Origin of the sequence: Marinomonas rhizomae, from assembly GCF_024397855.1 — a bacterium.
Taxonomy (GTDB): domain Bacteria; phylum Pseudomonadota; class Gammaproteobacteria; order Pseudomonadales; family Marinomonadaceae; genus Marinomonas; species Marinomonas rhizomae_A.
Map to the genome: position 1 here is coordinate 2431472 of NZ_CP073343.1, position 19675 is coordinate 2451146.

The 19675-nt window shown below is 40.8% G+C and carries 20 protein-coding genes; 11 read left to right on the plus strand and 9 right to left on the minus strand.

Annotation, left to right across the window (positions count from 1 at the left end; translation table 11 throughout):
- The first annotated feature begins 16 nt into the window (after window positions 1-16).
- Both KDW99_RS11500 and KDW99_RS11505 read left to right on the plus strand, forming a co-directional pair.
- Window positions 17-208 carry a hypothetical protein gene (locus tag KDW99_RS11500; protein ID WP_255824926.1) on the plus strand — a complete coding sequence of 64 codons (192 nt, stop codon included), beginning with the start codon at window positions 17-19 and terminating at the stop codon, window positions 206-208.
- A gap of 150 nt (window positions 209-358) precedes the next feature.
- Window positions 359-1003 carry an HAD family hydrolase gene (locus tag KDW99_RS11505; protein WP_255824927.1) on the plus strand — a complete coding sequence of 215 codons (645 nt, stop codon included), beginning with the start codon at window positions 359-361 and terminating at the stop codon, window positions 1001-1003.
- A gap of 48 nt (window positions 1004-1051) precedes the next feature.
- Here the strand turns inward: KDW99_RS11505 and KDW99_RS11510 are convergent, their stop codons facing one another.
- The gene (locus KDW99_RS11510; RefSeq protein WP_255824928.1) at window positions 1052-2080 is read right to left on the minus strand and encodes a nucleoid-associated protein; all 1029 of its coding nucleotides are present in this window, start codon (window positions 2078-2080) and stop codon (window positions 1052-1054) included.
- 86 nt (window positions 2081-2166) lie between these two features.
- Between KDW99_RS11510 and KDW99_RS11515 the strand changes: the two genes are divergently transcribed.
- The 3 genes from KDW99_RS11515 to KDW99_RS11525 all read left to right on the plus strand — a co-directional run bounded on the left by KDW99_RS11515 (window position 2167) and on the right by KDW99_RS11525 (window position 3749).
- Entirely contained in the window at window positions 2167-2484 is a 318-nt protein-coding gene (locus tag KDW99_RS11515; protein ID WP_255824929.1) for a hypothetical protein, read from the plus strand.
- A gap of 93 nt (window positions 2485-2577) precedes the next feature.
- Window positions 2578-3000, plus strand: coding sequence for a VOC family protein (locus KDW99_RS11520; protein WP_255824930.1), 423 nt, complete (start codon window positions 2578-2580; stop codon window positions 2998-3000).
- Between the two features lie 116 nt (window positions 3001-3116).
- Window positions 3117-3749: an OmpA family protein gene (locus KDW99_RS11525; RefSeq protein WP_255824931.1), complete on the plus strand. Its 633-nt coding sequence runs from the start codon at window positions 3117-3119 to the stop codon at window positions 3747-3749.
- A gap of 89 nt (window positions 3750-3838) precedes the next feature.
- Here KDW99_RS11525 and KDW99_RS11530 read toward each other — a convergent pair whose 3' ends face one another.
- The 6 genes from KDW99_RS11530 to KDW99_RS11555 all read right to left on the minus strand — a co-directional run bounded on the left by KDW99_RS11530 (window position 3839) and on the right by KDW99_RS11555 (window position 8928).
- The gene (locus KDW99_RS11530) at window positions 3839-4720 is read right to left on the minus strand and encodes a GIY-YIG nuclease family protein (protein ID WP_255824932.1); all 882 of its coding nucleotides are present in this window, start codon (window positions 4718-4720) and stop codon (window positions 3839-3841) included.
- A 151-nt stretch (window positions 4721-4871) separates the two neighbouring features.
- Window positions 4872-5330, minus strand: coding sequence for a hypothetical protein (locus KDW99_RS11535; protein WP_255824933.1), 459 nt, complete (start codon window positions 5328-5330; stop codon window positions 4872-4874).
- On the minus strand, window positions 5320-5856 hold the full coding sequence (locus tag KDW99_RS11540; protein ID WP_255824934.1) for a type II toxin-antitoxin system MqsA family antitoxin: 537 nt from the start codon (window positions 5854-5856) through the stop codon (window positions 5320-5322). Before KDW99_RS11540 ends, KDW99_RS11535 begins: the two co-directional genes overlap by 11 nt.
- Window positions 5857-5865: 9 nt before the next feature.
- Window positions 5866-6297: a hypothetical protein gene (locus KDW99_RS11545; RefSeq protein ID WP_255824935.1), complete on the minus strand. Its 432-nt coding sequence runs from the start codon at window positions 6295-6297 to the stop codon at window positions 5866-5868.
- 94 nt (window positions 6298-6391) lie between these two features.
- Complete coding sequence (locus tag KDW99_RS11550; RefSeq protein WP_255824936.1) at window positions 6392-8173, minus strand: restriction endonuclease subunit S; 1782 nt, start codon at window positions 8171-8173, stop codon at window positions 6392-6394.
- Entirely contained in the window at window positions 8173-8928 is a 756-nt protein-coding gene (locus KDW99_RS11555; RefSeq protein ID WP_255824937.1) for an N-6 DNA methylase, read from the minus strand. Before KDW99_RS11555 ends, KDW99_RS11550 begins: the two co-directional genes overlap by 1 nt.
- Before the next feature lie 3 nt (window positions 8929-8931).
- On the opposite strand from KDW99_RS11555, the gene KDW99_RS11560 reads away from it, so the two are divergent.
- The 6 genes from KDW99_RS11560 (at window position 8932) to KDW99_RS11585 (ending at window position 15901) form a co-directional block, all read left to right on the plus strand.
- Complete coding sequence (locus KDW99_RS11560) at window positions 8932-10173, plus strand: hypothetical protein (RefSeq protein ID WP_255824938.1); 1242 nt, start codon at window positions 8932-8934, stop codon at window positions 10171-10173.
- A gap of 61 nt (window positions 10174-10234) precedes the next feature.
- Window positions 10235-11391 (plus strand): IS3 family transposase gene (locus KDW99_RS11565; protein WP_370646783.1). Its coding sequence is split into 2 segments (ribosomal slippage): window positions 10235-10480 and window positions 10483-11391, totalling 1155 coding nucleotides; the frame shifts between segments, so codons are not numbered across the junction.
- A 67-nt stretch (window positions 11392-11458) separates the two neighbouring features.
- On the plus strand, window positions 11459-11608 hold the full coding sequence (locus KDW99_RS11570; protein WP_255824939.1) for a hypothetical protein: 150 nt from the start codon (window positions 11459-11461) through the stop codon (window positions 11606-11608).
- Entirely contained in the window at window positions 11601-13463 is a 1863-nt protein-coding gene (locus KDW99_RS11575; protein ID WP_255824940.1) for a site-specific integrase, read from the plus strand. Before KDW99_RS11570 ends, KDW99_RS11575 begins: the two co-directional genes overlap by 8 nt.
- Complete coding sequence (locus KDW99_RS11580) at window positions 13463-15523, plus strand: hypothetical protein (protein WP_255824941.1); 2061 nt, start codon at window positions 13463-13465, stop codon at window positions 15521-15523. The genes KDW99_RS11575 and KDW99_RS11580 overlap by 1 nt, the downstream gene beginning before the upstream one ends.
- A 3-nt stretch (window positions 15524-15526) precedes the next feature.
- Window positions 15527-15901, plus strand: a complete 375-nt coding sequence (locus KDW99_RS11585) for a hypothetical protein (RefSeq protein WP_255824942.1) — start codon at window positions 15527-15529, stop codon at window positions 15899-15901.
- A 383-nt stretch (window positions 15902-16284) separates the two neighbouring features.
- Here KDW99_RS11585 and KDW99_RS11590 read toward each other — a convergent pair whose 3' ends face one another.
- Together KDW99_RS11590 and KDW99_RS11595 are read right to left on the minus strand one after the other, a co-directional pair.
- Complete coding sequence (locus KDW99_RS11590) at window positions 16285-17592, minus strand: GIY-YIG nuclease family protein (RefSeq protein WP_255824943.1); 1308 nt, start codon at window positions 17590-17592, stop codon at window positions 16285-16287.
- 11 nt (window positions 17593-17603) lie between these two features.
- Window positions 17604-19673: a DEAD/DEAH box helicase gene (locus tag KDW99_RS11595; RefSeq protein ID WP_255824944.1), complete on the minus strand. Its 2070-nt coding sequence runs from the start codon at window positions 19671-19673 to the stop codon at window positions 17604-17606.
- Between the last annotated feature and the right edge of the window lie 2 nt (window positions 19674-19675).

Here is a 19675-nt window from a genome sequence, read left to right on the forward strand (position 1 = left end):
AGAACAGGAGAATACTATGGACTCTCAACAACAATACGAAGCACTTTTAGCAAAATGGGGCTACGCAGACACTACAGTTGAAGGCCACGCTCGACGTCAAAGACGCGCTCGCCGCGTTAAAGCTGTTGTTACTTTTTTCAAGAACACTTTTAAAGCAATCAAAAAAGTAAGCGCTCGTCCTCAGCAACTTGGTCAAGCAAGCAACTAAGCTTCACAAGAATAAGCCCATAATAATTGGGTGTTAGTGTATCGTAAATAGATCTTTTTAAGGGGAGAAAAATAATAAAACCCCCTCCCTTCCTAATTCCCCTCCAAATTCGTTATCATCAATACTCATTCACAACAAAATTTTTTCTTTATGACTTACTCTTACAAAGCAATAATCTTTGATTGCGATGGCGTCATTGTCGACACAGAAAACATATCCAATACCATCTTAAAATCCATGTTAAGCGAGTGCGGCCTAGAACTCGATGACGAGACCTTACACGCAAAATTCACAGGATTCACCAACCAAGAAAACCTAATCAATGCTGAAAAACTACTGGGCAAGCCACTACCAGCAAATTTTGACGACGATTACAGACAGCGCTTTCATGCCATCATCGAAGCTGATCTAGAACCTATTAAAGGCGTACGTGACTTACTTAGTAAGATCACCACACCAATTGCCATGGCAACCAATGCACGCCGCAAAGAAATGAACTTCAAACTAGACAAAATTCAATTATCTGAACGCTTTTCTACCCGTTTCTGTGTCGAAGACGTGGAAAACGGCAAACCAGCACCAGATCTTTACTTAAAAGCCGCGCAAGCACTCAATGTGGAACCAGAAGATTGCTTGGTAATAGAAGATTCAGTCGCAGGAATCACCGCAGGACGAGCTGCCGGAATGCGAGTACTCGCCTTCAGTGAAACGCTTGATGAGAAAATGCAAACAGCCGCAGGCGCGACTGAGTGTTTTAAATCAATGAAAGAACTAGAAGGTCTGTTAGGTCTATAACAAACCTTCTACCCATTCATATCAAACAGGCCGCTTTATCCAACCAACTTAGTTAGACATAGACTGCAACTGTTTCAGCAGGCTCTTCGGCAAGTCTTTAATCGTCAATGTGCCGGAGTCTGCATCAAACACAACAGACTCAGCCAACAGCTCACTATCAAAACTAATGGTCAATGCACGAGAACTACCTGATAAGCGAGTCAATTTTTTCAGCGCGGCTTTTTCAACGAAAATTTCCTTCTCCATCTTGAAGCTATCAGAATCGGCAATTTCTAAGAACTTATTTGCCTGCTCAACAGAGAATCGAGATTCAACCTGAGAAGCAATCTCTTTAATCGCCAACGGCTCGCGGTCTTGCGCTTTCGCCTGACAATGCTCAGAAACCACTTTCTTAAATTCATTCGCCTGCTTAGAAGGCAAACCTTCAGACTGACAAAACGCCGCAGTCAAATCCACCAGCTTGCGCGTTTCTTTTGCCGCGACTTTCGGTTCATCACAACCAATAAACTGAGTAAAGTATTCACTCTCAAATTTAGGCGCTCGACCAAAACGGAAAGAAATATAGCGACCTTCATCGCCCGCTTGCCACGCGGTCAAATTGATACGCAGCGACATATGAAGTTTTTCCATCTCAATTTGTTCGATTTGCGACAAACTCAGATCCGCACCAAGGCCAATGCCTTTTTTGCGTTTCAGCATCACTATGTACAAGAAATGCGTATCGTGAAGTTCGTAATGGTTAAACCACAACAAGCCACCTTCCGCTTCTTCAACAGGCTCTAAATACTTTAAGTATTCTGCCGCACAATCTTTGGTAAATCCTGCAAAATCGACAAAAGTATCGTTCTTAAAATGCTTAAACAGCAAAGCGGGTAATTGTGCGCCCTCTTCACTTCCCTGAGGATTTACAAAACGTCCAGTATTCATACCAGAACGATTAAATAGATTCGTCACCTGAGCAGACAATGCTTCGGCTTGCCCATCAACAGGGTTTTCATTGGGACGTGCAATAAGTATCGCCTTACGCTCGCCTTCATGCTTTTGAATCTCATGCACAATTAAGTTGCTAATAGACACCAGCTACCTCTTACGTTTAATATGGATGATTACGATCATTTTTTAACCCATCGACTCACTAAAGGACATCCCGAAACCAAAACGCCATGATAAAACCCAAAACCACCAAAAGAGACACACGCGAAGAACTTGAGTCTCTGGTAGATCAATTTATCAAGAAAAACGGAACGATCCAGCAAGTCGACATGGGTGAATCCGGTTTAGTTGATGGCAAGTATAACACGAGCCACATAGGCTTTAACGAGCCAAAACAAGATCGCACGCCATTAAATCACGTTGTTGCTGCTATTCAACAACGAAAACACAGCAAATCCCCACCAGTAACACCTCCTAAGAAGCGACCTAAGAAAAAAATCATCTACGATGACTTTGGTGACCCCCTTCGTTGGGTTTGGGAAGAATAAGAAGATAAAAAGAGTCTTCTCTCTATGGCTTTGAATTACTAAGCTGATGCTGCAATAATGCTCCCACATTTTTAACAAAATTAGGGAGTTATCATGTCCATTAAATACCTACACGCCATGATAAGAACAGATAAGCCAGAAGAAAGTCATGCCTTCTACACAGAAGGTCTAGGACTAATCCAGACCAGACGTATGGACAGTGAGAAAGGACAATTCTCACTTATCTACTACGCCACAGAAAAAGGCGCACCAGAAGTTGAACTGACCCATAACTGGAGCGATCGCGCTTACACTGGCGGCGACCAATTCGGCCACCTAGCCTTTGAAGTCGACAATATTTACCAAGTGTGTGAAAAGCTACAATCCTTGGGCGTGACTATTTTACGACCACCGCGCGATGGTCATATGGCTTTTATTAAAGATCCAAACGGTATTTCAATCGAACTATTACAGAAAGATGGGGCCCTTGAAAGCGCGGAACCATGGGCTTCTATGGAAAACACAGGCAGCTGGTAGTTACATAAGTTTACAAAAACTCGAATAAATTAAACAAAGATACAAAAAGCCAATATCCATATTGGCTTTCATCTCTTAATCTAACCCTGTAGTCAAACTAACTAGGTAGAATAGAAATGACAATCTTCAAGACAACCATAGGCCTAACCCTTGGCGCTCTACTTTTTTTTAGCCAAGCAGCTGTTGCGGAAAACCTGTACACTTCAAATGTACTGTCGCGACTTGCCGATTCTGATCGTGATGGTGTAATCGATGCCCGTGACTTTTGCCCAAACACCTCAAAAGATGCTGCTGTAGACACCTATGGCTGTCCCGATCAAACAACTAAATTACTGTCTATAGAACTAAATGTTTTGTTCGACACTGGTAAAGCTGACATTAAGTCGCGCTTCTATCCTGAGCTAAAAGATCTTGCCGACTTCTTACAAAAACACCCTGCGAGCACAGTCGTTATTGAAGGCCATACGGATAGCGTTGGCTCTGCTGAAATGAACCTAGATCTATCCCAACGCAGAGCGTCCGCGATTATCAATGTATTAGTCGACAACTTCAGAATCCAACAGGCTAGAATGAAAGCCATTGGCTACGGTGAAAATCGTCCTATCGCAGACAACAATACAGATGATGGCCGAAAGCTAAACCGTCGAGTCGTAGCGGAAGTCTTTGCTAAGGAACAGTTTGCCAACGACCGCTGGACAATCTACAGCGTAGACGAAAACAGCAGCACCGCGCTAAACAACAGAAACTAAGTATTTAGTAAACAGAATCCCCTCTAAGCCAGTCATGATAAATGACTGGCTTTTTTTGGTTTGGAGGTAGGAGTCATCAATTAGTTTTTTTAATCTTCTTTTATCTCAACCTCTTCGACCGACGCTAAGTCTCTTCCAGTACTGTCTTTCCATTCCTTTAAACCATTGGCACTGCGCCCCATAATCACCGCAGCGGCACTGGATGGACTGCTAAATAAATAATCCTGCTGGAAAACCAAGGACTCGCCTTTAGCAACAATAACACCACCTTCGATCAATTCATCGCGAATCAATTGCGCCCATTTGGGGAAAGACGGCACGGTATCTTTCGTCACTTCAGAGCCTGTAAACACCACAAAACCATCCGCTACTCGTTTGCCTCGACCATTGGCACCACGAGCACCTTTGATATACAAACCATCGTCGGCATGAAAAATGTCATCCGTGTGCCGAACCAACGGCTCAAACACACGAAAGCCCATGGTATTCACAAGAATCTGAACGTACTCGATAAACTCTTCCATTTCCGCTTGGTCGGACTCAGAAATAGCACTACGTGTAGGCGTATTATCGTTTACCAAATCATAGCGCCCTGCTTGATTGGCGATTTCAAACAATCTGGACTCAAGGTATTTGATATGAGCTTTATTTAGATTGTCGTCTTTACTAATAAAGACCACCGCCTCATTCCAGAAATCTTTTTTAGACACATGCTGAGCAAGGCGCTTAAACGCGTTTTCCGCTTCACCAATATAGACCTTGGGTTTTGAGGTAGAAGATTCCGTTTTGCCAAACAACAAATACACAGAGGTGCTTTGTAAATCCGCTCTGTCGGCGCAATCTTTCACCTTGCCCCGTGGAATACGATAAGCCTTACCATTCCAATTGGATAGCTCGCACATCATGCGCCCTTCTGGATCGGCATCCATCAAAAAAAGCTTGATCGTTTTAGCGTATTGCTTGTTGTACATCTCACATTCCCTGGTAAAAGAGCATTAGGTCTAGGCTTTTAGAAACAAAGCTTAATCTGCTTAAAACGAATTACTTGCAAATAACTAGGACTCGCGCACCTCATCTAGCACAACTAAATCCCTTTCTTGCTCATACCAGATACAAATGCGCTTATTTACTAAACTGTACAGTAGGTAACACAACGCGGGGTAAGCGCAAACGTTCACACTGAGCACTTAAAAATTCACGCCAATAAGGCCAAACATGAAAGCTGGCATTTTGCAGTGCGAATTCATCGATAACGTCTTGCTCTAATAACTCTGCCATTTGATATTCAGCGATAAAGTCCGCCTCAATAAACGCTTTAATATTGCCGCCTTCACTCTCACTTGAGGACAACCAGCGAGTTCCTAAACGAACATAAATCCTTACCAGCAATTCAGCATCATTCACTTTAAGCACTTCACTTTTTCGTACTGTATGCATTTGCTGAACAAGCAACTCATCTAACTCAGTTGATTTAGGATCAAAATCGTCTTCGCATTGCGCTTGTGTTGATTTTAAGTAAACATCCTGAATCTTAAGGTTCTCGATGGCTTGCTGTAATTTCTTACTAACTTTAGCTGCCATAACACGCCTCATATCCAGTGGAATGGGAAGTAATCATCACAGCCTTTGCTTTAGCCCTATAGTTTGCAAGATTAACAACGGTGACATCATTCCACAGAACATCTCGCTTAATATGAACACCCGCATTGGTCATTAACTTATCCAATACCGTAGGCACTTCATCGGCCATTCGTAGCAATCTATCCATTGCGTCAGATTGCATGACATCGTCGGCTTCATATTTAGAAAAAGCAACAGGACCGCCACCAAAAACCTTTGCCGCTTCGTCTTGGCTCAAACCCCAAGCCTTACGAAGGTCTCGCACCTGCTTACCCGTTAATAAACCTTGCACCTGTTTTTTAAAAGCCACCATGGCACGCTTATTAAAACGCGCTTCAGTTGCACCAGCTTGCTCGCTGCCACAGGCATCACACTCTGCATAATGACTTTCAACTCGGCCTTGTTGACCTAAATACTCAACATCAATCCATTCAGTATGAGTATGTAATTGCCCAGCTTCACAAATCGGACACATTCTTTGTTTCATAACACTCCCCTACTGCGATAAATGACAAGAGACAAGTAGCAATAACTTCCCTGTCTTAGCAATCGCAAATTTCACATAATATTCGTAACGCAGATGCTTATAAGCATTGTCATTCCACTCATCACGTAACAAGCGGTAACTATCACACGCTGCCCAAGGACCTGTTGGTTTTTGTACACACCATTCAGAATTGATGTATTCGCCTTTGGTTAATGCCTGCTTCAACAGCTCACGCACATCGGCAATATCAAAGGCCAATCGCCCAACGTCTTGTACGCACTTGCGAGTCCATAAGTTGGTTTTATTGTCGCCCTGAGCTAGAAGCGCAAGAACATCAGCAACCTCATAAAGAGGACCACTTCTTATTCGAGATCTTCCATTGCCAACCTCCTTAGGCGGCACCCCATCATAAGCGCTAATATTTGATGCATTATTTACCATAATGGTAACTATATCCAGTAATATTCATTCTTTCCTTAGTTAATACAAAAAAGAGACCTGAGCTCTTTTTTGTCCTCATGCTACCATTAAAACACTACAACGCTTGCTCGACTAACGCATCAGCAAGGTTCAATTGCGTGGTTTGCGCTTCACTGAGTTGGGCTTTCAGCTGGTCGCAGATAGCCATTATTTGATCAACTTTGGCAACGATACGATGTTGTTCTGGTAAAGGTGGAATTGGAACAATTGTATTAGCTACTTTTGCAACATTAAGGTTAGGTTGAGCTCCACCAGCTGCAAATTCCCGTAATTCATTATAGGATTTCAAGAAAAACAGTTTCACATAGTCTTTATGAAAAATATCTTTTTCAACTAATTGGATTGCTGCACAAGCTTGATTTGTACCCGCTGGATGGAGCAATTCAGAAACTTGTCCACGAGTTTTACCTTGTCCATACATAGCAACGATTAATGTTCCAGTAGGGTAAACGGTCACGTTTGTTTCTTTCACCGCTAGCTCTGAAATTTTTTCATTTGTATCAGAAATATATAACTTAGAGGTTTCTCCACTTGATACCCAGTTATATTGAGCAGAAGACCAATAAGCACTATTTGATCTTGAAGGTGTTGCACCTGTCCCAACTAAACAAAATGTACCAACTCTTTCACACTCCCATCCTTCCGGCAGTTCAAACGGTTTTTCATCCTCTGAAATCGGTGGCAGTGGCTTTTGTTTTTTGATTTTACCTTGTTTAATTAGCTCGGCTTTCTCGGCGGCGATGCGTTCAAGTAGAGCCGAGGCAGGTTCGTCGTTAGGGTCTTGGGGGACAAGTTTGCCCATGACCGCTAATTGCAAGATGGTTTGTTTAAACTGGTCAATGCTTTGTTCTGTAGTGAATAAGGTGTCAAAGTTGCCGCTGATTCGCGTCCAGTTTTCTGCTAACTCTTCGGCATTCTGGCTATTCACTAAGGTGTCTAACAAGACAGTCACTAAGGTTTGGTGCGCATCAAGACTGGATTCGGTTTGCGCTTCGAGCTGGTCGTAAAGCGCCGTCAACTCGTCAACTTTCGCGACAATGCGGCGTTGTTCTTCAGTTGGTGGTAAAGCAAATATAATTTCATTGATCTGTACAGTACTCAAATTTGGTATTGCACTACCAATTGACTTAGCGAGGTTCTCTGATATTTTTGTAGTCAATGGCAAGTAAAGATAATTTAAATCAATTTGATAAGGAATAAACTTACCGACACGCTGATTCAAATAGAAAACTTCATTAGTCCGATTAAATCCTAACTTACCTGTAGTTGCTCCAGACATTGCGATAACTAAATCATCGATTTCAACTTTAAAAGAATCATCTAAATCTGCAACGACGGTGTTACTCACTCTAGACATTGTTTCTGGTGTTATCTCACCTGAAAAGGAAATATCGCCAATTTTTACAATTCCTACACCACTATCTTGAAAAGTATTACTTTTGAATGCGAACCCATTTATAAAGCTACAAACATCACCCAAACGAGCCCACTCCCAACCCTTCGGCAATTCAAACGTTTTTTCATCTTCGGTAATGTCTGGCAGTTTTTTCGGCTTTTTGATTTTACCATCTTTGACTAGCTGGGCTTTTTCATGGGCAATACGCTCTAGCAAAACCGACGCAGGTTCATCATTGGGATCTTGAGGAACCAGCTTGCCACGCACGGCTAGCTCTAGAATCAGTTCGCGCAGTTTTTTGATGCCGTACAGTTCTATTTTTTTACTTGAGCCACGACCAGAGCTGGATTTGCGCTTGATGGCGCTGCTCCAGATATTGATGTGCTCGGTGATCAGGTTTTCTATCGGGCTAGAATTTGTTGTTTGAGAGTCCACCGACATTACTTATCTCCAGCCGCAGTAGAGCCAGACGAACTTAACGCCGCGCCCAGTATGTCTTTTAGCTGGTTGCGCAAAGCGGCAATGTCGTCCTGTTGTGCTTGGTAAGTTGCCAGTAGCTCTTCTGGATCGTGGTTTTCTACCGCTTCTTGGTAGGGGTTTTTAATGTCTAAGTTAAAGTTCCGCGCGATGATGTCATCAATAGAGACTTTCCAAGCGTTGTTGGTTTCGACTCGGCTGGCAAAGCCGTCCGCTTCGTCGCCCCACCAGTCGATTTCCGTCTGAAATTCTTCAAACTTCATTGGCTTGGTTTTGTTGTAGCTTTTCACACCTTCTGGATACGGATGCTCGTAGAACCACACGTCTTTTGTCGGCTGGCCTTTGGTGAAAAACAGGATATTGGTTTTAATGCCAGTGTAAGGGTTAAACACACCGTTCGGTAAACGCACAATGGTGTGCAGGTTGCATTTTTCCGTGAGCATTTTTTTGATCTTGGTTTTCACACCTTCGCCAAACAAGGTGCCATCAGGCAATACCACCCCAGCTCGGCCTTGGTTGCTCAGTACTTCTATGATCAATTGCAAGAATAAGTCGGCGGTTTCACGGGTTTGCATGTCCGCAGGAAAATTCTTTTCAATGCCGTCTTCTTCGGTGCCGCCAAACGGTGGATATGCGCTAGTTTTATGATTGTAGATAGTATTAGTTAGTTTCGATAATATGGACAAAACCTCAAGCAAATAATCAAAAATCAGAGGCATTATATGAGAGAGCAAAAGATAACTAGACAAGTTATTCCGGTTTACACTTTAACCGAAATTTGCAACAGAGATGATCAAAATGCAGTTAAACGACTAATTCCTATTAAAAGCGCCTCTAACACCGAGTACTACTTTCGAACATTAAAACTATCGAAAACAGAAAGTTTTAGTGTCAATCAAATGGAGATGGTCTTAGACCCTGATGGCTCCCCTTGGGCTGAAGCATGCTTATACATATTAAGCAGAGTAGAAGATTCATATGATTACAAAGGAGTGATTTCGGCTAGTAATATTGCTTCAGGCCTAACAGTGTTCAGACAGTTTTTAATTGATTACGGTGTTGATTATTTAAAGTTCCCTCGCAATAAACAACAAAGACCAACATATCGATATAGAAGCTATTTAAAGGACCTTATTCGATCAGGTCAAATTGCTAAGTCGACCGGACAAAGATTTATGCAATCTGTTATTAGCTTTTATAAGTGGCTTTCAACAGAAAGAGGCTTTTCTCCAGAAAATCAGATGTGGAAAGAACAGGATAAATATATTGACTTCAAAGACAGTTATGGCTTTTCCAAAGTAAAGCATGTGAAGTCTACAAACCTTTCCATACCTTCGTATAGAGAAACAGCACCTGATGATTTTACAATCAACGATGGTGGTAAACTAAAACCATTAACCATGGATGAACAGTTAGACTTGACCAAAGCTCTCTTCAAGTTAGGTAACTTTGAGATGACGATGATTCATCTATTAGCTCTGTTTACTGGGGCGAGGATTCAAACAGTTCTAACGCTTAAAGTAAGACATTTTAGAGTTGAGTTACCTGATGACCTACCTGAAATCCGCTTGCCTTGTGGGCCAGGAACTGGAATAGATACCAAACATGATAAAAAGTTAACTATTTTCATTCCTAGATGGCTACATGACCGTTTGTCTATCTATGTTAACAGCGAAAGAGCAGTAAAACGCCGCCTAAAATCTGATCGGGGTGACACTGATGCAAACTACGTCTTCCTAAGCAATAGAGGATCACCTTTCTATGAAGACTCAATAGATCGCAATACATTTGACCCCTACCAAACGAAAAAGTATAGAGCATCTGCAGGAACTGTTCGGACATTTATTGCGGAACGAGTATTACCTGAACTAAAAAGGACGTATGGAAATAATTTCAGCTACCAATTTCATGACCTTAGAGCATCATTTGGAATGAATTTAAGTGATTCTTTCACTGAGTCTTGAATCGCCACTAATTAGCTAGACACCTTTTAGTTAGATAAAATGATCTAATTGAGAGGTATTTATGAGCAAAACACGTTACCCAGAACAATTCAAAATTGAAGCGGTTAAGCAAGTGACTGAAGCAGGCTTTAGTGTTGCTGAAGTCGCTAATCGCTTAGGCACCACCACTCACAGTTTATACGCTTGGATTAAACGATATGGCCCTGAGGCAGAATCGTTTGCAGAGGCTTCTGCTGAGTCGAGCGAGATCCTTCGTCTTCGGAAAGAACTCAAGCGAGTGACGGAAGAGCGCGACCTGTTAAAAAAAGCCGCGGCGTACTTCGCAAGCCACCCAGACTAAGATACGCCTTTATCAGGGACCACTGTGCCGATTTTTCAGTAAGGCGACTGTGTAATCTCTTCGATGTTCATCCCAGTGGCTATTACGTTTGGTTGAAAGAGCCAAAATCAAAACTTGCTAAGGAAAATGAACGGCTAACAGGTCTTGTTAAACAACTTTGGCTGGAATCGGGTTGTGTCTACGGTTATCGAAAGATCTATCAAGACCTGAGATCCTTGAATGAATCTTGTGGTATTAATCGAGTGCATTATCTGATGCGAAGAGCAGGCCTTAAGGCTCAGGTGGGTTACCGAAAGCCTAGAGCTCGGTCAGGAGAAACACATACAATAGCCAACAATGTGCTTGAAAGACAGTTTAATCCAGAAAGCCCGAATACAGCGTGGGTTACAGATATCACCTATATCCGAACTCACGAAGGCTGGCTATATTTATCTGTCGTGCTTGATCTCTATTCCCGTCGAATAATAGGCTGGAGCATGGGACCAAGAATGGTGAAGGAACTTGTTCTTGATGCACTGATGATGGCTGTGTGGAGAAGAAAATCAAAGCAAAGGGTAATAATCCATTCAGACCAAGGCAGTCAGTTTACGAGCTATGAGTGGCATAGATTTTTGGACGATCACAATTTACAAGCCAGCATGAGTCGACGTGGGAACTGTCATGATAATGCTGTTGCTGAAAGCTTTTTCCAGCTTTTAAAGAGAGAGCGAGTGAAGCGAAAGATTTACTCGACAAGGGGCGAAGCCAAACAAGACATTTTTAATTATATAGAAATGTTTTATAACCCTGTCAGACGCCATAGCGCTAATGATATGTTGTCACCTGTTGAGTATGAGAAACTGTTCGAAAAGATGACTGAGAAGTGTCTACTGAACTAGTGGCGATTCATCTGTCGCAAAAGGGGAAATGACTCTAACAAAAGCTAGGAATAGAGTCAGAGAATTAATGGGGCACTCATCATTTACTACGACAGATGAATATCTTGGTTATCGAGATAAAACCAAAACAGCAAAGCTTACTCAAGAGCAATATCAACAACATTTAGCCGAACTGACAACGGTTGCTCACAGAGGGTTCAAACAGATACATGATTAACAAACAGAAAACTTTTTTAACGGCACCAATTGACGTCAATGTAACCATTATCAATCCTAGTCAGTGCGTCCTTAAGGTACACGGAAAACATATTAATATAGGCGCTCTTTGTTATCTTAAGCGACAAAAAAACAATACTGGTTATATAGTAAATGAGTCATCAATTTCAAAAGAAAGATTCAGTGATGTTAGGAAATTGATTCATTTCATTAGCGATCTTTCTGAAACAAGTATGAGTATTGTAAGCATAAAATTGAGATTCAATAACTTTGCTTTTTTTGTAGATTGGTGCGATAAAAATTCACGACACAATGCCCTAAAATCTTTTGAAGAAGCCAGAGATGCTCTAGCTAGTTTTATCAGTTATCTTCTAGAGCTAGTAAAAACACAAAAACTTCATAACAACACGGCTGCACGTTATCAATACGATGTAATAATTGTTTTTCGGGATTGCTTTGGCTATGAGAGTCTTGAACAAGGCTTAAACCTTCTTAAAAAATCTAACAGAGCAACAACCAATACGGCCTCACCTGACGAAAGAGACCAAGGTAAAGTCCTGGCAATATCACTTTCACTTTTCAACGGTTTTTGTAAAGAAATATTAAATAATGGAAAGTATCCTTTTTTAATCTCATTGCCAAAAGACACCGGATTTGAAAACAATCAAGCATGGGTCTTTCCTATCATTAGCTACGCCCAGCACCCTTCTCGAAGGGATCCTTTGGAAAAAAAATATAAGGCATATAATTATAAAGAGGGCCGCCTTAATTCTGTGAATGAGATACAACACCACTTCGCATCGAAACAGTTAGCCGTAAATTCTATTAGGATTGCTCAACAAATTTTAGAAAAAAATGAAACAGAAGGAACGTCAAATAGATTATCGCATGCCTCAATCGCGATGAATGCTTTTCTGATTTTGTTTGTTGCAAATACTGGTATGAATTGGTCTGAAGTTTGTAAATTAACATGGCGGGACTCATATGAAGTCGACGTAGAATCCCAAGGGTTTCGGGAGATAAAATATAGAGCTTTTGATAGAACTGTTACTTTTATAATAACCTCGTCTTTCCTTCCCCATTTTAAAAAATATTTGAAGCTAAGAGATTACGCTCAACGCCATACAGGAAAAATCGATTTATTATTTTTTACTTTAAATAAAAAATCAGCATTTAAACCCCACAAGCTTGCTGAAACTAGGCTGACAAGCATATGTAAGTCTTTCCAATTATTTGATCCATCCCTGCCGATCATTTCAGCAAAAGAGTGGCGCGCCACAAAGAGTGACTATCTTGTAAGAAATACAGACCTGCAAACTGCGTCTGTTCTATTGCAGTCTGATGAAAGAACAGTCCTAGATCATTATACAAAAGGGTCTAGGACTAAGGGAATTAGTGAGATAAGCAATTTTCTGGAGCGCGTAGTTTCTAAAGTCAAACAACAAAATAAAGATAATTTAATAGCAGTAGAAGCAGCCCTTGGAAAATGCGACAACCCTGGTAATCCGTCACCGGAAAATGCCCCCCCAATCATTCCGGACTGCAAAAAAGGAGAAGGTTGCCTATTTTGCAGTCACTATGGTGTTCATGCTGATGAGATTGATATTAGGAAACTATATAGCTTCAAGTTTTGCATAGAATCAACTTCCCACCTCAGCGAGTCAGTTGATTACTACCTTAAAGTATTTGGGGCAGTACTTGAGCGAATTGACGCCTTGCTAAAATCATTTAAAGGCCTGTCGGACAACCATAATGAGCTTGTTGTGCGGGTAGAGAATGAAGTCTATAACGATGGTGATTTGGATCCTTACTGGGAAACCAAATATGAACAACTGCTTAATTTAGGAGTGATTTAGTGAGTATGAAAAACAACACATTGAAGGGCATTACATATCAATTTAGACTGAATTCTGAAGTCGAAAACAATGCTGTACTTCCAGATTCATTCTTTCACCAAAATGAAAGACCTCATCCCAATTTCGTGGTAGCAAGGGACTCAAATCAAAAGCCAATTTCTGTGTACAAAGACAACAAATGGGATTGGACAGCCTATCATCCTTATTCAAATAATTTCATTTTAGATTTCACTACCTGGCATGGTGGGAATCTTACTCAACACGCTTTTGAAATCGTAAATGAACTGAAATGGTTAATGTTTATAGTCTTTTGGATATCCAATGGCAGAAGTAAAGCGGCATCAACTATTTATATTTACATGAGACTATTTAATAAACTAGCTGTATACGCAACAAGCGAAAATGTAAAAGTCGCCACAATCCTTCAAGAGCCAAAAATGGCATCAAAGTTTCTAGATAAATACGGCGATTTTTACTCAACCACACTATATTCACTGCTCAATATCATTAAAACTGAAACAGAGTCGGTGACTAGTATTAGAAGCCTTCCCTCGAAATCACTAAACGCAATCAGCATAAGATCACAAAAGTATTATACCAGCCACAATCAGCACCCTCCAATTCCGACAAAAATACTCACTAGATTGCTTGGTCAAATAGATATAGCGCTTACTGAATTTGATAAATATTCAGAAGAATATCTCAATCTTACTGGTCGTATTTTAGACAACAACCAACTGGGTATAAACAGAAGCTCTCAATCCGAGATTTTTAAAAAAGAGGGTATTAAAAAAGAGTTTCACAAACATTACCGTCCAATATTTAAAGATATCATCAGTGAAACATCTATTAGTGAGTATCTATTAAAAAATAACATTAACTCAAAAAAACAGTTGTTGAAACATCTAGGAGACATACTATTCCTGGCAAAGATCAATGTATTAGCGTATAGCGGTATGCGGCATATGGAGGCTGCAAACGTAAAATACGATTGTCTAGAAATATTTTTCCAACACAATAAAGAACATTATTTGGTTAGAGGAGAAACTACCAAGCTAAATCACGGAATCGTTAAACAAGCGAAATGGGTGATCTCAACCGAAGCTGTAAGCGCTATCAAGATTGCCAAGAAAATAGCCAAATTCACATATAAAAAGCTAAAGCTGTATAATGGTACCGAGGAATCAATCAATAACCTGTTGTTGTTTCCAGGCCTTAGAGCACTCAACGCACGCGATATTATTACCTCTCTTAAGCCTGAAAACGTGAAATATATTTCCAAACCAATGGCGTTAAGCTCAGTAATAAAGGATTCTCCTAGTTCCCCTATTCTTGCTAATCTAATTTCTTACATAACCGAAGAGGATATTAGAGAGCTTGAACAAATTGATGCACATAGGGATTGGCGCTCTGAAAAGAAGTTTGTGATTGGGAAAGAATGGACAATTACAGCACACCAATTCCGAAGATCTTTAGCCTTATATGCAACAAATAGTGGCCTTGTCTCGCTGCCTTCGCTAAGAAGACAACTACAACACATTACCAACGAAATGAGCGCCTACTATTCCAAGGGAAGCAGCTTTGCAAAAGATATCCTTGGATGCGATTCTGATTTTGTTAGTGAATATCAAAAAACCATTCCAGAATCAGAGGCTTTGTCATATATCAAGAATATTCTTTTATCTGATGAGAAGTTATTTGGTGCACACGGAGCCTGGCTGTCAGTCAATAAAGATAAAAGTAGCAGCATTTTTTTCCAGGACCGAGACGAAACCAAAAAGAAATTTGAGAACGGACAGCTTCATTATCAAGAAACTGTTATTGGTGGATGTACAGGAACTAGCCAATGTATTGAAAGAGCTACTAGGTCTATTGTCGCATGTGTTGAGTGTGCAGGAGGTATAATTGTTTCTTCTAAGCTAGATAAGGTAATCAGCTCACAAGAGTCTGTTGTAAGTTCATTACAGCATGATTCTATTGTCTACAGGACGGAAAAAGATGATCTGGACAAACTGATAGTCGTTAGGGAACGAATCAAAATGAAAAACCTAGAGGTGTAAAATATGTCGAACGTTTTAAATGAATACTACGAAGCTCTGGATCGGCTGAAGACGAACAAGACTATTAGAGTACCCACAGGTACAAAGATTTCAAAAGATTCGGTGGCTTTAGAGGCTGGACGAAAAAGAGGCTCTATCAAGAATTCGAGAGCAATTTTTTCTCACTTGATAACGGATATCACAACAGCCACGCAAGAAAAAAAAACTAAAACAAACACCAACCAAGCCCAACTTGAAAAAGTTAAAACGGAGAAAAATAGATACAAAAAGCTTTACGAAGAAAGCCTGGGCAGAGAGCTTTCAATGCTTCGTCAAATTGACATATTGCGAACAGAACTCTCAGAAATGAAGAAGTTTAATATTAGGGTCGTTAAATAATACCTGACCATTGGTTAGCACTCTCTTTACTTAGCTCCAAAATTAAAAGAGACAATATTGCATTCCCCATTAATTGTTTTCTACATAAATGCTGGGCCGAAAATAAGAGTGACATAAAGTTGAGATGACGCTGCAAACATAAACCTCTTGTTCCTGCAAAAGAAAACAAAAGACTATATGTTTTTTAGGAAAGAGTGCTATGCGGGCTTTAGAGCCGACGCTTACATTTAAAAGCGGAATATCCAAATGACCTGACTAACCAATCGGTAGAAACCATAGTTTGTAGTTATATTGGATTCTTTAACTACGAACTATGGAATTCAGCGATTGAATATTTAACATCAGCTCAAAGCACCAAAGATTGCAGAACGTGGTTAAGCTGACTATTCATGTTTCTTTATAAGCCTTCCCGTAGTGTTGTTTATTCGATACTGAGTGATGCTTCCATCGATGATCCGTCTAACGACCTCTCTAGCAGTGTCTAAAGGGACAGAAAACCATTCTTTAGGGTGATAAGCTTTTCCGTCTTTACCAACCAGAGTCATTTTTAGACGTTGAGCATGGAGAAAGCCATGAATCAGGCTTTCAAACTTGTGAGGGTTCAGATTATAACATTCCATCGAAGCCAATATCCTTATAGGGCCTTCTAAAAAGGCAGTGTCCCGTTCAGCATTTTTTGTTCTCTCTTCAACGGTAAGTTCTGTATAGCCTATTTTGACTAGATTAGGGATTCCTTTTAGTTCAGTTTTTTCACTTTTTGTGGTGACGAAATAAATCTGGCCTGCTCGTTTGTCTTTGTGGGATATATTGTTAAAGGCATCCTCCACAGATTCAGCTTCTCGAACAATTCTTCTGCCACTTTCATCTTCATAAAGTCTTTTACTAAGAGAGTGTAGTAGAAGGTTGGATTCTGTTCCGTTCTCAAAAATGACTCTTAATCTTGGATCATACCGGCCTTCATTATTTGTTCTATATTCACCAATACTGTCTATTAGGCAAACTACCCCTTTAAGAATAAAGGAATCACCTTCATTGATTTTGGTTGCTTGAGTAAAGCGGGCAGTTTTGATTCTTTCTGCTCTCAACCCGTCATGTATACCATTGAAAATATTTTCAAATTGATAGAAGTCTTCGCAAGTACGGCGTTGAGCAATCTCATCAGGAGCTTCTCTATTTGAATCAAACTGAATATGGACAGGATCAAAGAGAGAGGAGTCACCTAAATCAATATCTGCAAATTCCGCACTAGCAAAAATATCGTCTAATGAGGTTACCTCTTCAGCTAACGAGGTTTTGTCCGCCATCATGGCTTTTTTAGGCTGCTCTATGATGGTTTCGTCGACCAAACCTGGACATGAAGTATCATCGATACCTTTAATATTATTTACTTCTGCAAGCAGGCCATGCCGATCGTATGATTTTAAACTTACGCGGAAGTCATGGTTCTCCAAGTATCCCTTTAAACTACGAGCCAATAGCTTTTCAGCTAGATCTCCTTCGTTGGATGGGGGTCTTCCATGTTGATCTATGAACTCGTTAATATTTTCAAACTTGGATACCTCCAGTGGTGCACTAACACTGGATCGTTTGGCTTGAACATCTAAAAGTCCAAATTCATCTAACCCTTCAAAAATATCATCCAAAGAAGGGCGTAATGTCCTCTTCCTCTTATCATGATCGATTGGTGGCATCCTGCAGCTCCCTAAGCGCTTTTTGGTTGTGATGCTTTACGTTCTTGTGCCTTACGCTTTAAATAAGCTAAGGCGTCCGCTAAACGACGTTCATATGGGTCGCTGGCTGTTATCGAAGGCTCTTTCCCATTTTCTTTTCTAAATTCCTGAATACGTGGCCATAAAATAACAACTTCTTCTTCAGACATGTTAGAGCGCATTCCTACCACGGTATCTTGGATAGTTTTCAACACAGAGGATGTCACTGTTTTCGAAAGGACTTCGTAGGCTCCCTGGAATGGATTTACTTGCTTAATGAGGTCAATGTTTAGATTTTCGATATTAATGAACTTGTTACCTATCATGACAAACTTACGATTAGGCTTTGCATCTGGAGTAGGTTGAGTCTGATTAGGCTTCAACACTGCCTCCGAATCCACGGAATATGATGCTTTATCAGCCTCTACACCCTCAGGTGTCATGATTATGGCACCTTCTGGCAAATCAGACTCATCAAAAAGGCCACCGGTAGATTGAATAACCATAGAAGTGTAAGCGGCCTCAGCTAACGTTTGAATCTCATCAGCATCCATATCTGGGTACAGTTTTTCTATAACCTTAGGTATTTCGACTTGTTCGAATACTTCTAGATCCGCGTCGCCAGTTACAACAGGAGCTATAATTTCAGGTTTGTGAAGGATGGCTGCCTTGATGTTATCCATGTTCTCCAATGCTTTAATCACCTTATCTGAAACGGGTGACGTAGTATCCTCAATGATTACTGTGCCAGGTGCGACATCTTCATCAAGTAAAAGCTTTGACCGTGGCTTGAATGTAACCGAGGGAGCTAAAACTTGCTCCATCAACAAAGATACCGTGATGGCTTTGAGCATGTTGTTAACAGACACTCTAACATCATCATCTTCCGCATCTGGCTGAGAAATTAAATTCGTAAATTGAGCATGTGATTTACCTTCGCAGTCCCTTGTTGATCGCCCAATAATCTGAATTATTTCTGTTAAAGATGATCGGTATCCTATAGTTAAAACATGCTCGCACCAAGGCCAATCAAAGCCTTCTTTTGCCATGCCTAAAGCAATAATAATATCAACATCATCAGCTTTTGTTACATTTCGGAGATAGTTTTGTACTTCAATGCGTGTTGGTCCATCATCAACTAAGTCCGCGACTTTAAACAAGCGGCCTGCGTCATCTTTCACGGTGATAATGCCAGTCATCGGGTCTTTTTCAATGACTGTACCAATCGCTTGAAGAATGTAATCAACTTCAGCCAATTTATCTTTGGTGGACTCTACTGCATTGACATTAGGGATATGAACGATAGTCTTTTTGGAGGTATCTAGAACACCGGATAGAGCTTCTGTGTAGCGACCCTTATAGAAGTGATAACCAATACCTAGCGATTTAAGATACCGATAGCCATTTAATTGCTCGTAGTAAGAATAAGTGACCTGAGTGAATTTTTCTTCATCTTCAGGAAGTAAAATAGGGACTGCATCACCACGAAAATATGACCCTGTCATTGCAATGATATGTGCGTTTGAGTGGTTCATTATGCCATCAATTAATCCACCCAAACGGTTTTCTCCATCTACTGAAGTGTGATGAAACTCGTCAATGGCAACGACCGTGTCAGAGAAGTCTATGGGGCTCATTTCTTGATAAGCAAAGCGTAGCGTAGCATGCGTACAAACCATAATACCGGCATCAGGATCACTCATGAACCGAATGAACGCTTTAACCTTATTGTCTTCGCCGCCTGGTATACAGAGGTTATAGCTCGCTTGTACTTTCCAATCAGCAAAGAATCCATAGCTCATCAAATCGGTATCTTTAAAAGAGCCGCCAATTGACATTTCTGGCACAGCCACAATAACTTTTTTCAATCCTTGCTTGTTTAGCTTATCCAGCCCTAAAAACATTAAAGCACGAGACTTACCAGATGCCGGTGGCGCTTTTAATAGTAGATATTGAGCATCACGCGCTTCGAATGCACGGGCCTGCATTTCACGCATTCCCATCGAGTTTAAATTAGAGCTCTTGCCTGTTTGCTTGTACTGGACTGTTAATAAATCTGCCATTA

Excerpts from the sequence above, each read along its gene's own strand:
- KDW99_RS11545 (WP_255824935.1), bottom strand. The coding sequence starts at position 6,297 with ATGGTAAATAATGCATCAAATATTAGCGCTTATGATGGGGTGCCGCCT.
- KDW99_RS11505 (WP_255824927.1), top strand. The coding sequence starts at position 359 with ATGACTTACTCTTACAAAGCAATAATCTTTGATTGCGATGGCGTCATT.
- KDW99_RS11535 (WP_255824933.1), bottom strand. The coding sequence starts at position 5,330 with ATGGCAGCTAAAGTTAGTAAGAAATTACAGCAAGCCATCGAGAACCTT.
- KDW99_RS11585 (WP_255824942.1), top strand. The coding sequence starts at position 15,527 with ATGTCGAACGTTTTAAATGAATACTACGAAGCTCTGGATCGGCTGAAG.
- KDW99_RS11575 (WP_255824940.1), top strand. The coding sequence starts at position 11,601 with ATGATTAACAAACAGAAAACTTTTTTAACGGCACCAATTGACGTCAAT.
- KDW99_RS11590 (WP_255824943.1), bottom strand. The coding sequence starts at position 17,592 with ATGCCACCAATCGATCATGATAAGAGGAAGAGGACATTACGCCCTTCT.
- KDW99_RS11570 (WP_255824939.1), top strand. The coding sequence starts at position 11,459 with ATGGGGCACTCATCATTTACTACGACAGATGAATATCTTGGTTATCGA.
- KDW99_RS11520 (WP_255824930.1), top strand. The coding sequence starts at position 2,578 with ATGTCCATTAAATACCTACACGCCATGATAAGAACAGATAAGCCAGAA.
- KDW99_RS11550 (WP_255824936.1), bottom strand. The coding sequence starts at position 8,173 with ATGTCGGTGGACTCTCAAACAACAAATTCTAGCCCGATAGAAAACCTG.
- KDW99_RS11540 (WP_255824934.1), bottom strand. The coding sequence starts at position 5,856 with ATGAAACAAAGAATGTGTCCGATTTGTGAAGCTGGGCAATTACATACT.
- KDW99_RS11500 (WP_255824926.1), top strand. The coding sequence starts at position 17 with ATGGACTCTCAACAACAATACGAAGCACTTTTAGCAAAATGGGGCTAC.
- KDW99_RS11530 (WP_255824932.1), bottom strand. The coding sequence starts at position 4,720 with ATGTACAACAAGCAATACGCTAAAACGATCAAGCTTTTTTTGATGGAT.
- KDW99_RS11595 (WP_255824944.1), bottom strand. The coding sequence starts at position 19,673 with ATGGCAGATTTATTAACAGTCCAGTACAAGCAAACAGGCAAGAGCTCT.
- KDW99_RS11560 (WP_255824938.1), top strand. The coding sequence starts at position 8,932 with ATGAGAGAGCAAAAGATAACTAGACAAGTTATTCCGGTTTACACTTTA.
- KDW99_RS11525 (WP_255824931.1), top strand. The coding sequence starts at position 3,117 with ATGACAATCTTCAAGACAACCATAGGCCTAACCCTTGGCGCTCTACTT.
- KDW99_RS11555 (WP_255824937.1), bottom strand. The coding sequence starts at position 8,928 with ATGCCTCTGATTTTTGATTATTTGCTTGAGGTTTTGTCCATATTATCG.
- KDW99_RS11515 (WP_255824929.1), top strand. The coding sequence starts at position 2,167 with ATGATAAAACCCAAAACCACCAAAAGAGACACACGCGAAGAACTTGAG.